General features: G+C 58.4%; 16 protein-coding genes. 6 read left to right on the top strand and 10 right to left on the bottom strand.

What is annotated here, in order from left to right:
- Positions 1-92: 92 nt before the first annotated feature.
- From FIU92_RS01080 to FIU92_RS01090, 3 genes are all read left to right on the top strand, one after another.
- A complete protein-coding gene (locus FIU92_RS01080) occupies positions 93-1,739 on the top strand; it encodes an electron transfer flavoprotein-ubiquinone oxidoreductase (RefSeq protein ID WP_152456797.1) in 1,647 nt (548 codons plus the stop codon).
- Between the two features lie 145 nt (positions 1,740-1,884).
- Positions 1,885-3,555 (top strand): tetratricopeptide repeat protein, encoded by a 1,671-nt coding sequence (locus tag FIU92_RS01085; RefSeq protein WP_152459806.1) that lies wholly within the window; start codon positions 1,885-1,887, stop codon positions 3,553-3,555.
- Positions 3,545-4,366: a 4-(cytidine 5'-diphospho)-2-C-methyl-D-erythritol kinase gene (locus FIU92_RS01090; protein WP_152456798.1), complete on the top strand. Its 822-nt coding sequence runs from the start codon at positions 3,545-3,547 to the stop codon at positions 4,364-4,366. Before FIU92_RS01085 ends, FIU92_RS01090 begins: the two co-directional genes overlap by 11 nt.
- Here the strand turns inward: FIU92_RS01090 and FIU92_RS01095 are convergent.
- Complete coding sequence (locus FIU92_RS01095) at positions 4,359-5,357, bottom strand: polyprenyl synthetase family protein (protein ID WP_152456799.1); 999 nt, start codon at positions 5,355-5,357, stop codon at positions 4,359-4,361. The two genes, FIU92_RS01090 and FIU92_RS01095, sit on opposite strands and share 8 nt — an antisense overlap.
- A gap of 56 nt (positions 5,358-5,413) precedes the next feature.
- On the opposite strand from FIU92_RS01095, the gene FIU92_RS01100 reads away from it, so the two are divergent.
- The 3 genes from FIU92_RS01100 (at position 5,414) to FIU92_RS01110 (ending at position 6,685) form a co-directional block, all read left to right on the top strand.
- Positions 5,414-5,629: a DUF2007 domain-containing protein gene (locus FIU92_RS01100; RefSeq protein ID WP_152456800.1), complete on the top strand. Its 216-nt coding sequence runs from the start codon at positions 5,414-5,416 to the stop codon at positions 5,627-5,629.
- Positions 5,626-6,405: a tRNA1(Val) (adenine(37)-N6)-methyltransferase gene (locus FIU92_RS01105; protein WP_152456801.1), complete on the top strand. Its 780-nt coding sequence runs from the start codon at positions 5,626-5,628 to the stop codon at positions 6,403-6,405. The genes FIU92_RS01100 and FIU92_RS01105 overlap by 4 nt, the downstream gene beginning before the upstream one ends.
- A gap of 115 nt (positions 6,406-6,520) precedes the next feature.
- Positions 6,521-6,685 carry a YdcH family protein gene (locus FIU92_RS01110; protein ID WP_083445267.1) on the top strand — a complete coding sequence of 55 codons (165 nt, stop codon included), beginning with the start codon at positions 6,521-6,523 and terminating at the stop codon, positions 6,683-6,685.
- Here FIU92_RS01110 and FIU92_RS01115 read toward each other — a convergent pair.
- From FIU92_RS01115 to FIU92_RS01155, 9 genes are all read right to left on the bottom strand, one after another.
- On the bottom strand, positions 6,682-7,548 hold the full coding sequence (locus FIU92_RS01115) for a DMT family transporter (protein WP_152456802.1): 867 nt from the start codon (positions 7,546-7,548) through the stop codon (positions 6,682-6,684). The two genes, FIU92_RS01110 and FIU92_RS01115, sit on opposite strands and share 4 nt — an antisense overlap.
- A complete protein-coding gene (locus FIU92_RS01120) occupies positions 7,545-8,492 on the bottom strand; it encodes a transcriptional regulator GcvA (protein ID WP_152456803.1) in 948 nt (315 codons plus the stop codon). Before FIU92_RS01120 ends, FIU92_RS01115 begins: the two co-directional genes overlap by 4 nt.
- Before the next feature lie 299 nt (positions 8,493-8,791).
- A complete protein-coding gene (gene phbB / locus FIU92_RS01125) occupies positions 8,792-9,514 on the bottom strand; it encodes an acetoacetyl-CoA reductase (RefSeq protein ID WP_152456804.1) in 723 nt (240 codons plus the stop codon).
- A gap of 186 nt (positions 9,515-9,700) precedes the next feature.
- Positions 9,701-10,876, bottom strand: a complete 1,176-nt coding sequence (locus FIU92_RS01130) for an acetyl-CoA C-acetyltransferase (RefSeq protein WP_152456805.1) — start codon at positions 10,874-10,876, stop codon at positions 9,701-9,703.
- A 190-nt stretch (positions 10,877-11,066) separates the two neighbouring features.
- Positions 11,067-11,900, bottom strand: a complete 834-nt coding sequence (locus FIU92_RS01135) for an EAL domain-containing protein (RefSeq protein ID WP_152456806.1) — start codon at positions 11,898-11,900, stop codon at positions 11,067-11,069.
- Between the two features lie 103 nt (positions 11,901-12,003).
- Positions 12,004-12,192 carry a hypothetical protein gene (locus FIU92_RS01140; RefSeq protein ID WP_152456807.1) on the bottom strand — a complete coding sequence of 63 codons (189 nt, stop codon included), beginning with the start codon at positions 12,190-12,192 and terminating at the stop codon, positions 12,004-12,006.
- 93 nt (positions 12,193-12,285) lie between these two features.
- Positions 12,286-13,257 carry a sterol desaturase family protein gene (locus FIU92_RS01145; protein ID WP_152456808.1) on the bottom strand — a complete coding sequence of 324 codons (972 nt, stop codon included), beginning with the start codon at positions 13,255-13,257 and terminating at the stop codon, positions 12,286-12,288.
- Entirely contained in the window at positions 13,254-13,640 is a 387-nt protein-coding gene (locus FIU92_RS01150) for a hypothetical protein (RefSeq protein WP_152456809.1), read from the bottom strand. The genes FIU92_RS01145 and FIU92_RS01150 overlap by 4 nt, the downstream gene beginning before the upstream one ends.
- A 59-nt stretch (positions 13,641-13,699) precedes the next feature.
- On the bottom strand, positions 13,700-14,029 hold the full coding sequence (locus FIU92_RS01155) for a hypothetical protein (protein WP_152456810.1): 330 nt from the start codon (positions 14,027-14,029) through the stop codon (positions 13,700-13,702).
- Between the last annotated feature and the right edge of the window lie 41 nt (positions 14,030-14,070).

Here is a 14,070-nt window from a genome sequence, read left to right on the forward strand (position 1 = left end):
TGTCTTTCCGACCATGTAATCAGCCGTGAAACAAAATTGCGCAGATCATGCGGTGACAGCGCCAATTCGGAAAGTTAGCTAGGGAGCCCGCGATGGCCGAGATTGAACGCGAAGCGATGGAATACGATGTGGTGATCGTGGGTGCAGGTCCTGCGGGACTGTCGGCGGCCATTCGTCTGAAACAGCTGGATGCCGACCTGAACGTTGTCGTTCTGGAAAAAGGGTCCGAGGTTGGCGCGCATATCCTGTCGGGCGCGGTTCTTGATCCCTGTGGTCTGGACGCGCTGATCCCGGATTGGAAAGAAAAAGGCGCGCCGCTGAATGTGCCCGTGAAGGACGACAAGTTCTACATGCTGGGTGAAGCAGGCCAGGTCCGCATCCCGAACTTCCCGATGCCGCCGCTGATGCACAACCACGGCAACTACATCGTTTCGATGGGCAATGTGTGCCGCTGGATGGCGGAACAGGCTGAAGAACTGGGTGTCGAGATCTTTCCGGGCATGGCGTGCTCGGAAATGGTCTATGGCGACAATGGCGAAGTCAAAGGCGTCGTAGCGGGCGTTTTTGGCCTTGAGGCAGACGGTTCCTATGGCCCCAACACCGAACCGGGGATGGAGCTGCACGGCAAATATGTCTTCCTGTCAGAAGGTGTGCGCGGGTCGCTGTCCAAGGAAGTGATCGCCAAATACGACCTGTCTGCCGGCAAAGAGCCGCAGAAATATGGTGTCGGCATGAAAGAGATCTGGGAGATCGACCCTGCCAAGCACAAGGAAGGCAGCGTGACGCACACGATGGGCTGGCCACTGGGCAGCAACGCAGGCGGCGGATCCTTCATCTACCATCTTGAAAATAATCAGGTCTATGTCGGCTTCGTGGTGCACCTGAACTATAAGAACCCGCATCTGTACCCCTATATGGAGTTCCAGCGTTTCAAGCACCATCCCATGGTGGCCGATCTGCTGAAAGGCGGCAAGCGGGTCGCTTACGGCGCCCGTGCGATTACGGAAGGCGGCTATCAGTCGATGCCGAAACTGGTCGCGCCGGGCGTGGCGCTGTTGGGTTGTTCGGCGGGCATGGTCAACGTGCCGCGCATCAAAGGCAACCACAACGCGATGCTGTCAGGCAAAGCTGCAGCCGAGGCTGCTTTCGAAGCGATCAAGGCCGAGCGTTCGGGCGATGAGCTGACGGCTTACGAGACCGAAGTTCGCAATGGCGCGATTGGCTCCGACCTGAAGAAGGTTCGTAATGTCAAACCGATGTGGTCGAAATGGGGTCTGACCGCCAGCCTGATGTTGGGTGGTCTGGACATGTGGACCAACACGTTTGGCTTTTCGCTGTTTGGCACGTTGGGCCATGGCAAGAACGACGCGGAATCGACCGAGGATGCCAGCAAGCACCAGCCAATCGATTACCCAAAGCCGGATGGAACGCTGTCCTTCGATCGTCTGACGAATGTCTCGTTCGCAGCGACAAACCACGAGGAAAGCCAGCCCTGCCACCTGCGTCTCGCCGATCCCGAGATCCCCGTGAAGGTCAACCTGCCCAAATACGACGAGCCGGCGCAGCGGTATTGCCCTGCGGGCGTGTATGAAGTGGTCGAGGATGAGGGCGGCCCACGATTCGTCATCAACTTCCAGAACTGCGTTCACTGCAAAACCTGCGACATCAAGGATCCCAGCCAGAACATCACCTGGACCACACCGCAGGGCGGCGATGGTCCAAACTATCCGAACATGTAAGCAAAAAACGGGCAATGGCGGCGCTGTGAAGGCTCTGCCATTGCCTCTTGCCTGCCGAAGCCCTAGCTTACCCCTCAGTCAACGATAGCAAGGCAGGATTTCGGTGTTTTCCCTGGTTCGTCGCGCGGCTTTGTCCGTGCTGTTCATGTCGTCGGTCGCGGTTCCGGCCTTTTCGGAAACGGGCGCCGGGTCTTATCTGGCCGGGCGGCAGGCGATTTACGAAAACGACTATTCTGCCGCTGAAAGATATTACGCTCAGGCCCTCAGGTTTGATCCCCAAAATGCGCTGTTGCAGGAAAGCGTTGTCGTTGCACGCATCGCTTTGGGGGAAGTGGCGCGCGCGCTGCCGATCGCCCAGCAGATCGAGGAAGCCAACCTTCCCAGCCAGGCAGCGCGTATGGTGATTTCGGCCAATCTGATCGCCGATGGGAGATTTGACGACCTGCTGGCCCGGGACCCTGAAACACAGGGAGTTGGCCCCCTTGTTGACGGCCTGATGATCGCCTGGGCCCATCTGGGGCAGGGCGAGATGACCAAGGCGATGGAACAGTTCGATTCTGTCGCCACACAGGATGGCCTCAGGGAATTTGCGCTTTACCACAAGGCGATGGCATTGGCGTCTATCGGCGATTTCGAAGGCGCCGAGGCGATACTTGCCGACAATGATGGAACGGTTGCCCGGTTCTCTCGTCGTGCTGCTTTGGCCCGCACCGAGATTCTGTCGCAGCTGGATCGCAACGAAGACGCCATTCAGTTTCTGGACGATGTGTTTGTGGCGGGCAGTGACCCGACCATCGAGGCGTATTTGAGCCAGTTGGCGGCGGGTGAAACACTGCCGTTCACCCATGTCCGATCCGCTCAGGACGGCATGGCCGAGATTTTTTTCACCGTCGGTGCCGCATTGAACAGCGAAGCTTCGGCCGATTACGTTCTGCTGTACGCACGCTTGGCCAGTTTCCTGCGCCCCGATCATGTGGATGCCATTTTGCTGAGCGCGGATCTGCTGGACAACTTGCAGCAATATGATCTGGCGGTTGAGGCATACCGCCTGGTCCCGGCGGACAGCAACGATCACCATGCGGCCGAATTGGGCCGGGCCGAAGTTCTGGACCGTTCGGGAAAAACCGATGCGGCCGTCGAGGTGTTGCAGAACCTGGCTGCGCAAGACCCTGATTTTCCGGGTGTGCATGTCGCTTTGGCAGACTTGCAGCGCCGACAGGAAAACTATGCCGCTGCCGTGGCCTCTTATGACACTGCGATCGCGCTGACGGACAACGCGGCGGGTGGGAATTGGTTCCTGCATTATGCTCGTGGAATCAGTCATGAAAGGCTGAAGCAATGGGACCAGGCCGAAGCTGATTTCCGTCGGGCGCTGGAACTGAACCCGGATCAGCCTCAGGTTCTGAATTACCTGGGGTATTCGCTGGTTGAGCGCAAAGAAAAGCTGGATGAAGCATTGGATATGATCGAGCGCGCAGTAGCTGCGCGTCCGGACAGTGGCTATATCGTGGACAGTCTGGGTTGGGTTCTGTTCCGTCTGGGGCGTTACGATGAGGCCGTCGAACACATGGAACGTGCGGTTGAGCTGATGCCGGTGGATCCGGTGGTCAACGATCATCTGGGTGACGTCTACTGGGCTGTCGGCCGCGCGCGCGAGGCCGAGTTTCAGTGGAGCCGCGCCTTGTCCTTCATCGACCCGGAAGACACGGACGGCGAAGCCGATCCGGATCGAATCCGGCGCAAGATCGAAGTCGGGCTGGATGCCGTTCTGGCCGAAGAAGGTTCGGAGCCATTGAAAGTCGCCAATGGAAATTAAGGCGTTTGCGCCCGCCAAGATCAACCTGACCCTTCATGTGACTGGCCGTCGAGACGACGGCTATCACCTGTTGGATTCGCTGGTTGTATTCGCCGATCTGGGTGATCGGCTGACATTCACCCCCGGCCCCGAATTGTCCATGGATGTGCGCGGCGAGTTTGCCGACGGAGTCCCCACGGACAGCCGAAATCTGGTCTGGAGGGCGGCAGAAGCTGTCGGCTGGACCGGTCATATTCAACTGACCAAGTCCCTGCCCCATGGGGCGGGCATTGGCGGAGGGTCGTCTGATGCTGCGGCCACGCTTGGGGCCCTGGCAGATCAGGGCCACGACCTCCCGCAGGGCCTGCCGTTGTCATTGGGGGCGGATGTCCCCGTCTGCCTGGAAGGTCGGGCGATCAGAATGCAGGGCATTGGCGATCGTTTGACGGCGGTGAACCTTCCGCACCTGCCCGCCCTTTTGGTCAACCCGAATGTACAGGTGCCCACCGGCGCCGTTTTCAACGCGCTGGCGTCCAGAGGCAACCCGCCAATGCCTGAAAGCACACCTGAGTTTGAAAGTGCCGATGAGTGCGCCCAGTGGCTGCGCAATCAACGAAACGATCTGCAAGTGCCCGCCATGAACGTCGCACCTGAGATTGATCAGGTGTTGGACGAGTTGCAGATGACCAATCGCGCGCTCGTGGTGCGCATGTCAGGGTCAGGATCAACCTGTTTTGCGCTCTATCCGACGATGAAAGACGCGCATTTCGCGGCCTATGAGATCGGCGCAGCCCATCCTGATTGGTGGTGCCGCGCCACACAGCTCAATTGAGACGTGAAACCACGTAATCGGCCAATTCGCGCAACAGGCTGCGAATCTCATGATCCGGCAGCACGTCCAGCGACGTCTTGGCTTTGTTGGCCCAGCCCAAAGCGTCTTGCCGGGTTTCTTCCAGCGTGGCGTATTTGTTCATCAGCCCCAGCGCCTGATCCAGATCCCCGTCCTGTTGGCGGCCCTTTTCGATCGTACGCTCCCAGAAGGCGCGTTCTTCCGGCGTGGATTGCGCCACGGCTTTGATGACGGGCAGGGTCAGTTTCCGTTCACGGAAGTCATCGCCAACATTCTTCCCGGTCGCTTTGCTGTCGCCCTGATAATCCAACAGGTCATCGGCAATCTGGAACGCGATGCCCAGTGAATCGCCATAGTCGAAAAGCGCTTTGACCTGCTCTTCCGAGGCACCTGCGATCACGCCGCCCACTTCGGTCGCGGCTGAAAACAATGCAGCCGTCTTGCCGCGTACGACCTGAAGATAAACGTTTTCATCCGTGCGCAGATCGGTTGCGGCCGTCATTTGCAGCACTTCGCCTTCGGCAATGGTTGCAGAGGCATTGGCCAGGATATCCAGAACGCGCAGCGAGCCCGTTTCCACCATCAGCTGGAAACTGCGTGAAAACAGGTAATCGCCAACCAGAACGCTGGATTTGTTGTCCCAAAGCAGATTGGCGGTCGGGCGGCCCCGTCGCTGTGCGCTTTCATCCACGACGTCGTCATGCAGCAGGGTGGCGGTGTGAATGAACTCGACCGTCGCAGCAAGGCGCACATGGTGGTCGCCGGAATAGCCAAACAGGCGTGCTGCGGCCAGTGTCAGCATCGGGCGCAGGCGTTTTCCACCTGCTTCGACCAGATGCCGCGTCACTTCCGGGATGCGTGGCGCATGGTCCGACGCCATCCGCGTGCGGATCAGCCCGTTCACGGCTTCCATCTCGCCCGCCAGAATTTCAGCCAGACGCTCATGCGGTTTTGAGATCATGTCGACGGTCATCACACTCCTGATACAAGGCTCGACTTTCGCCTCGCCTTGCCCTTACATCCATCCCCATGAAAGAACTGTTGCGCAGTACCGATCCGACAATCCTGGCCTTTGCATCCGCTCTCCTTGAGGGCGAGGATATAGACTGCTTTCAGATGGACGTAAATATGAGCATCCTCGAAGGTGGTATCGGGATCTTTCCCCGTCGACTGATGGTTCGGTCCGAAGACCTGACCCGTGCCGAGCGTGTGATGCGCGACAACGAAATCCCGCTGGGCCGATGATGCGCTTTGACGACAATGAATTGACGTGCAACGATTTCCTTGGTGGCCGGGTGCGATTGCTGCAACCTGCGTCAGGTTACCGCGCCGGAGTAGACCCTGTTCTGCTTGCCGCATCCGTCCCTGCAAAGGCCGGGCAATCCGTGCTGGAACTGGGATGTGGCGCGGGGGCTGCCATTCTGTGCCTGTCCGCGCGGGTACCGGGGCTGCAAATGGTTGGGATCGAATTGCAACCGGCCTACGCGGAGCTGGCCCGCCGCAATTCTGAAATCAACGGCTGTGATCTGGACGTGATCGAGGCTGACCTGAACGCTTTGCCTGATGACCTCCGACAGCGTCGCTTTGATCACGTTATCGCGAACCCGCCTTATTACCGTTCTGGGGCGCATAGCCCCGCCAGCGACACAGGGCGGAGCATTGCCCTGGGTGAAAATACGCCTCTAATTGACTGGATCACCGTGGCGGCCAAACGCCTTGCCCCTCGGGGGTTCCTGCACATGATCCAGAAAGCCGACCGTCTTCCCGATATGCTGACGGCTTGTGAAGGGAAACTGGGTTCAATCGAGGTGCTGCCGCTCAGCGCGCGGGTGGGCCGCGAGGCCGAACTGGTCATCCTGAGCGCCCGCAAAGGGGGACGCGCGGCATTTCGCCTCCATGCGCCTTTGATTCTGCACGCTGGTGAGCGCCACGAAAAAGACGGTGAAAGCTATACCGAGGCGGTCTCAGCCGTGCTTCGACACGCCGCTCCGTTGCCTCGGAACTTGTGCCATCGGCAATGACCAGCCGAATTTGTCGGATTTGTTACAGATTCTGTGCGTCTGCAGCGTGACAGGGTGGAAACGATGTGGTCAAATTCTTACGTGACATACAGACACATAAACAAGGAGGATCGCAATGAGCGTGAGCGCACATCTGACGGAACTGAAGAAAAAGCACGAATCTCTCGGTCTAGAAGTAGAACAAGCCCAACGCTCGCCAGGTATCGATGATCTCCATATTGCTCAGTTGAAAAAGCAGAAGCTCAAGCTGAAAGAAGAGATCGAACGCCTGTCCGCTTAAGTTTTCAGGCTGGCGCGGGCCGCTATCAAGGCCCCGCCGGTGATCAGAAAGGCCGCGATCGCAAGCCCCCAGGACGGGGTCGCGATCCCGGCCACTACCAAAGCAAGGGTCGACAGTAACGGGGCCGCATAGGATGAGGTTCCGAGAATTTGAATGTCGCCTTGCTTGACGCCAATGTCCCAGACGTAGAACGCCAGCCCGACGGGCCCAAGGCCGAGTGCCAGCACCGACGCCCAGCCCAGTACCGTATCGGGCAGTACAGTGTCTTCCACCGCCAGATGCAGCAGACCCGAAGCCGATGCAGCCGCAAGGCAGAAAATTGCGACGGAACTGGTCGGCGTGCCTTCCAGTCTGCGTGATAGAACGGAATAGCCCGACCATGTCAGTGCGCACAGCAAAGCCAATGCGTATCCAGGCAGGTATTGGGCCTGAAAGCCCGCGCCGCCACCCCCGGCAATGATGACAGCGGCCCCTGCGAATCCAAGGCAGGCCCCGATCAGGTGGCCGATACGCAGATGTTCACCCGGAAGCAGGCCCGACAGAAGCACAATGAGCAGAGGCCAGAGATATGCGATCAGCCCGGCCTCGGCAGCCGGCGCCATGCGCAGGGCCGAAAAATACAGCGCGTGATAGCCAAACAGGCCCAATGCGCCAAACAGGTAGGTCGTCCAGGGGACTTGCTTTAGATCGCTCAGACCACCTGTCGCCGTCGCCCAGACAAGCCCAAGCGCTCCACCAATCGAAAAGCAGATCGTGTTCAGCAGCAGGGGCGGCGTGGGCGCCGACCCGACAGTGAACAACGCCAGCAAGGCCCATAGCAAGACAGCCACGAAGCCGATGGCCGTTGCGCGCATTTTGGTCATGGGCGGGAAACCTCTTCAATCGGTATGATTCTGAACTCATCCGATATATGCGCGGTTTTTTCAATCTCGGTCAGGAACCAATCGCGAAACGCCGCGATCTGAGGTTTCTTTTCAGCCCCCGGCAGGCACAGAAACCGGAACCGGCCTTGTGTTTCCAGGGCCACCTTGAACGGCGCAACCAAGCGGCCTTCGGTCAGGTCCTTGAGAATCATGGCGCGTCGCCCCAGTGCCACGCCGACACCGGCAACAGCGGCATCAATCGCGTGATCTGCATTGGAAAAATGCGCGCCATGGGTCGGAGTGAAATCCATTCCGACAGCACGGAACCAAGCGGGCCAATCACAAGGCGGGGTCAGAAAGCTGATCGAATCGTCATGGATCAGCGGGGCCCCTTCAAGGCTTTCCGGCGTGGTGAATTGTTCCGCAAGTTCCGGCGTCATTACAGGGGTCAGCCATTCCTTTCTGACGGGAACGGAATACAGCCCGTCATCGGCCGAATTCCCGAAGCGGATGGCGACGTCCACGTCGTCCCGTTCCAGATCCATGTTGCGCAGCGTGGCCGAGAATTTCAGATCGATCTCGGGATGCGCCCGAGCAAATTCGTAAAGCCGCGGCGCCAGCCACTTGGCGGTCAAAGCTGGGCCCGCGGTGACGGTCAGGCTTGTGTCATCTTCCTGTCTGCGCACCGCACGCCATGCGGCTTGCAAGGTGGCAAACCCATCTGCCGCACCAGGCGCAAGGGCACGGCCCGCCTCGGTCAGTTCTACGGCGCGGTTCAGACGACGAAACAGCGGCCTACCAAGGTGTTCTTCAAGCGACTTGATCTGAAACGACAGGGCAGCTGGCGTCACATGCAGCTCTTCCGCCGCCTTCGAAAAAGACATGTGCCGGGCTGCGGCGTCAAAAGCACGCAACGCGGTCAGCGGAGGCAGATAGTCACTCATAGTGAAGAAAAACTTAACTGAAGTCTCAAGAAAGCTCGTTTGTCGTGTTTGTTTTTAGCCTCCATATTCACATCAGGTCAAACAAAACTGATTTGAAAAAGGAGACTGCCATGATCGAGATGACGACGAATCCCGCCGCCCAGATGGCGATCCTGCGTGCCCACCAAGAGCGCAGCAGGGTGGTCTGGCAGTTTTGCGGATGGATATTCGGTTCCCGCTGATCGCAGCGCGCGCGTTCTTACGGGATCAGAAAGGGCCGGCCCAAAAGGACCGGCCCGTTTTTTGTTCACAAGTCTGGATCAGACGAAGAATTGCGCACCGTTGGCCGAGATCGTCGAACCGTTGATGAACTGCGAATCGTCCGATGCCAGGAAGACCACGCAGCGGGCGATTTCCTCTGGCTCACCCAGGCGGCCGGCCGGGATCTGGCCAATGATGGACTCGCGCACCTTCTCGGGCACAGCCATGACCATTTCGGTTGCGATATAGCCGGGGCAGATCGCGTTGGCAGTGATCCCCGCCCGCGCGCCTTCCTGCGCCAGGGATTTCACGATGCCCAGGTCACCCGCCTTGGTCGCTGCATAGTTCACCTGAGCGAACTGGCCTTTCTGACCGTTGATCGAGCTGATGACGATGACACGGCCGAACTTGCGCTCGCGCATGCCGGGCCAAATGGGGTGCACGGTGTTGAACACGCCAGTCAGGTTGGTGTCGATCACGTCTTTCCACTGATCCGGCGTCATTTTGTGGAACGGTGCATCGCGGGTGATGCCTGCATTGGCGACGACCACATCGATGGGGCCAACCTCAGCTTCAACCTTTTCGATGCCCGCTTTGGATTCGTCATAATCCGCGACGTTCCACTTGTAGGTCTTGATCCCGGTTTCTTCGGTGAATTTTGCGGCTGCTTCGTCGTTCCCTGCATAGGTGGCCGCAACGTTATATCCTTCGGCTTTTAGCGCCTTGGAAATTGCTGCGCCAATGCCGCGGGAACCGCCAGTTACGAGTGCTGTTCGTGCCATTTATGACTCCTTCAATTTTAGTCGTCTTAGTAATGCTGTTACTCTGAGAGATGGTTGTGCGCAATATTGTTTCGTCTTGAATCTCGGTTTCCGGGCGGCAATATCGTCGCATCCAAGGGTTAGAACCTCAATGTAACAAAAAAAGGCGCCCACTGGGCGCCTAATTCTATTTGATTGTCAAAGCGCTTAGTCGCGCTCCACACAAAGGGCAACGCCCATGCCACCGCCGATGCACAAGGTCGCCAGACCCTTTTTTGCATCGCGTCGCTTCATTTCGAACAACAGGGTGTTCAAAACACGGCACCCCGAAGCACCGATCGGATGGCCGATGGCAATGGCGCCGCCGTTTACGTTCACGATCGACGGATCCCAGCCCATATCCTTGTTAACCGCGCAAGCCTGCGCGGCAAAGGCTTCGTTGGCTTCGACCAGGTCCAGATCGTCTACCGACCAGCCTGCTTTTTCCAGTGCCTTGCGCGATGCATAGATCGGGCCGACGCCCATGATCGAAGGGTCCAGACCGGCGGTCGCATAGGACGCGATGCGCGCCAGAGGTTCGATTCCCCGCTTTTCGGCGTTTTCGGCTGACATCAGCAGCGTCGCGGCCGCACCGTCGTTCAATCCCGAGGCGTTGGCAGCTGTGACCGAACCGTCCTTGGTGAAGGCCGGACGCAGTTTGGCCATCGCCTCCATGGTTGCGCCATGACGGATGTATTCGTCCTTGTCCATCACGATGTCGCCTTTGCGGGTCTTGATGGTGAAGGGCACGATTTCGTCTGCGAACTTGCCGGCCTTTTGGGCTGCTTCGGCCTTGTTCTGCGAAGCAACGGCGAATTCATCCTGCATCTCGCGGCTAATCTGCCATTTCTGTGCAACATTCTCGGCAGTCTGACCCATGTGATAGCCGTTGAAAGCATCCCACAAGCCATCGCGGATCATCGTGTCGATATACTTCATGTCGCCCATCTTGTGACCGGCGCGCAGCGCGGCGGCGTGGGGTGACAGCGTCATGTTTTCCTGACCACCAGCAGCGACGATTTCCGCGTCTCCCAGCTGAATATGCTGGGCGCCCAAAGCAACGGCGCGCAGGCCCGAGCCACAAACCTGATTGATGCCCCATGCGGCGCTTTCCTGTGGCAGGCCGGCATTGATATGCGCCTGTCGCGCGGGATTCTGGCCTTGGGCGGCAGTCAGAACCTGACCCATAATGGTTTCGCTGACTTCGCCTTTTTCCACTCCGGCGCGCTCGACAACTGCTTCCAGAACGGCAGCGCCCAGATCATGGGCAGGTGTGTTCGCAAACGAACCACTGAAGCTGCCAACACCTGTTCGTGCGGCGGATGCGATTACTACGTTGGTCATATGATCAGTCCTTTACCGTCATGGGCCAGCGGAATTTCTGACGGCGCAGGTCGAAAGGTGTCCTTTCGAAACAAGAGCGCCCCGTGATCCCCCGCTCAAGTACTCTTGCAATAGCGTAACGCTGCACATGCAGCAACGGGCAGCTTGTCTCAGTGTCGGAAATGGTAGGAAAATGTCGATGAACAGGCAATCAACTGCCTGTTTTTGATCCGTTTTCCTGCTTCCAGGGTTCCACGACACTGGGTGCGCCATACAAGAATCCTTGCAGGCAATCCACGCCACTTGCCACCAAGAAAGCGGCATCCTCCTGCGTTTCAACCGATTCGGCCGTAACCAGAATTTCAAATTCACGGGCCACTGCAATCAGGGCCCGCACCAAAGTCTGGTTGTCGGGATCGTTGCTGATGCCCCGAACGAACTGTCCATCGATTTTGGCTGCGTCGAACAGAAACTCGCGAAAATGCCGAAAGCTGAAATTGCTGGCGCCAAAGTCATCCAGCGCAAAAGCGATGCCGCGATCCTGCAAGCGGTCCATGAAGTCGACAACCAGCTCAGGCACCTGCATGGCCGAGCTTTCGGAGATTTCGAGGATCAAGCGTTCGCCCAATCCGGCATCTCGTTTCAGGAATCTGTCCAGTATTCTGGACCAGTTGGAATAACCGATCGAGCGCGCAGACATGTTGATCGACAGGCGTATTTCCGGGTTCCTCGCCAATGTGCGCAACCCAAGCTCCAGCGCGACGCAGTCCAGATCGCGGCCGATAGGAGTATTTTCGACCTGAGGCATGAATTCGCGCGCCGGGATGACGCGGCCGGTCTCGTCCAGAACCCGAATGAACCCTTCGTAAAACGCGACTCGGTACGGGGCGTGCGCCTGAATCACCGGCTGAAAAGCCAGTTTGCATTGCTTATGCTTCACGGCATCGGTTGCCATCTGCACAACCGAACGATCCCGCGTCGAAACGGCCGCATTCAACGGGCTGTCCGACCCCTCAGGCAGATTTGCCAGTTTTTTGTTTCCCATAAGCGCGGATTCCCATGTGTCCGGGACAGGTGTCCGGTCACAGTCTCGGGGCAAAGAGATGAATCTGCGGTTAAGGGTTCGGAAAAATTTCCGTCTCGCGGGCTCAGCGGGTGGATTGCCGCGCGCGCGACAAAGAAGCTGCCGCACCAAGTATCGCGCCCATCGCACCTAGGGCCATCATTGCAAAACCCAACGCGATCAGGGCTGCAACGGCGCCCCCAAGGGCTGCGAGCATGGCCATCAACAGGCCGAACAGGCCGAAAAAGGTTGAAATGGTTGCCAAACGATTCATACCGACCCTCGCTCACTCACACACGGCGCCTGTTGACTGATATGGCGCTGAATGACCGAGATTCAAGGCACAAGCAGGTTCCAGCCGGCCGTTTCAGGCCTGTTCTGCTTGTCCGCTGGGCAGTTTTTTGTCCAGATGCTCAAAACCTGGCGTTCCGCGGTCTTCCGGGTGGCGCGCCAGATGCTTGGCCTTGATCTGTTCCGAACTGTCCCGGCTGCCGTCATGGCTGTACCCAGGTGGGGCAAAGCAGTAGGCCAGCCGCTGTTTCAGGGTCAGACCCGGCTGGGTCGCGTCGCGCCAGATGGCCACCCATTCGTGAAAGGCCACCCGCAGGGGATTGAAAGTGCCGATATTGTGCACCAGGCCATAGTCCACCCGGTCGTCCTCCTGCTCGGGGACGAAGGTGCCGAACAGCTTGTCCCAGATGATGAACACCCCGGCATAGTTGCAATCCAGATAGCGCGCGTTGCGGCCGTGATGGGCGCGGTGGTGACTGGGCGTGTTCATTATGGCCTCGAACCAGCGGGGCATCTTGCCGATGGCCTCGGTGTGAATCCAGAACTGATAGATAAGATTGAGGCCACCGACGAACAAAACCATCGCAGGATGGAACCCAAGCAGGATCAGCGGGGCGCGTACGACCATCATGAAAGTGAACGTATAGGTCCAGGTCTGCCGCAGCGCGGTCGTCAGGTTGTAGTGCTGCGAGCTGTGATGGTTTACGTGGCTGGCCCAGACCCAGCGGATGCGATGGCCAAAGCGGTGGACCCAGTAGTAACGCAGATCGTCCAGGACAAAGCACAGGATGATAACCGGAATTGACGTACCCAGGTTCATCGGTGTGATCTGCCACAGCCACATGAAAAACGCATAGGCGATAAAGCCCAGCAAAAAACCCGATGCGATGTTTCCGGCCCCCATGATCAAAGAGGTCACCGCATCGCGTGTTTCATAACGCCCGCCTTTTCCTTTGACTGCGATCCACAGAAACTCGGCCAGAATCGCTGCGATGAAAAAGGGAACGGCCCATTGTACCGCATCGGGAAAACTAATTTGGTCTGTCATGCGGGCTCCATTAGGTCACACCAGTGACGGCGTTCGAATTCGTCCAGTCGGATGAGTGTTTTGGGCACCGAGAACTCGTGAAACAGAATCTCAAAGCCTTCCGGATGATCCAGAAGATCATAGTCCATCAGATGCCGGGCCACGGTGTCGGCCCCGAAGGACCAAAGCAACCCATTGCCTGAACTGGTGCGCACCACCGCGGCGTGGCCATCATGGGAAACCGTGACGTCGACCACATCATCGTCCGGAAAGTGACGTGCCCATTGTGATCGTGCAATGTCGGGCGTCAGCATCACCTGCTGCGACCTGCCGGTGAGATGCAATAACAGGGTGACACCAGCTATGCCGCCGACGACCAGCGCCAGTAGAATTTCAAGTGGCATTCCATCCTCCTGAGCGCAGAGTGCAAAGGAGTTGAAACTCTGTCAAAGGTGGCGTAGCGTCAGCTGTTTTCCAGCCGTTCCAGTATCTCGTGTTGCACCACACGTTCGACGAAGGGCACCAGCCCCTCGGGGCCGGATGTACGATCCTTCAGGTGGATGCAGATATCCGGGCGGCGGGCGGCAATAATGCCCACCATTTCACCACGGATCGTGTCGTCAAGCCCCGCGCCCAGGATGGCGCAGGCAATCCGGGGCTCGGCATCCAGCTGTTTCCGAACCTCGTCCGTGTCATGTGCGCCCAGCCACTGAATCGGCAGATGATCCAGTTGCCGCGCCACATCACCGATCACATTTGGCAACCGTCCGATCAGCAGTACGACGGGTTTCATCATTGCCTCCATTCCAAAAAAATATGCCGGCCCTGCCCGGC

The organism is Ruegeria sp. THAF33 (assembly GCF_009363615.1).
In the GTDB taxonomy this organism is placed as follows: Bacteria; Pseudomonadota; Alphaproteobacteria; order Rhodobacterales; family Rhodobacteraceae; genus Ruegeria.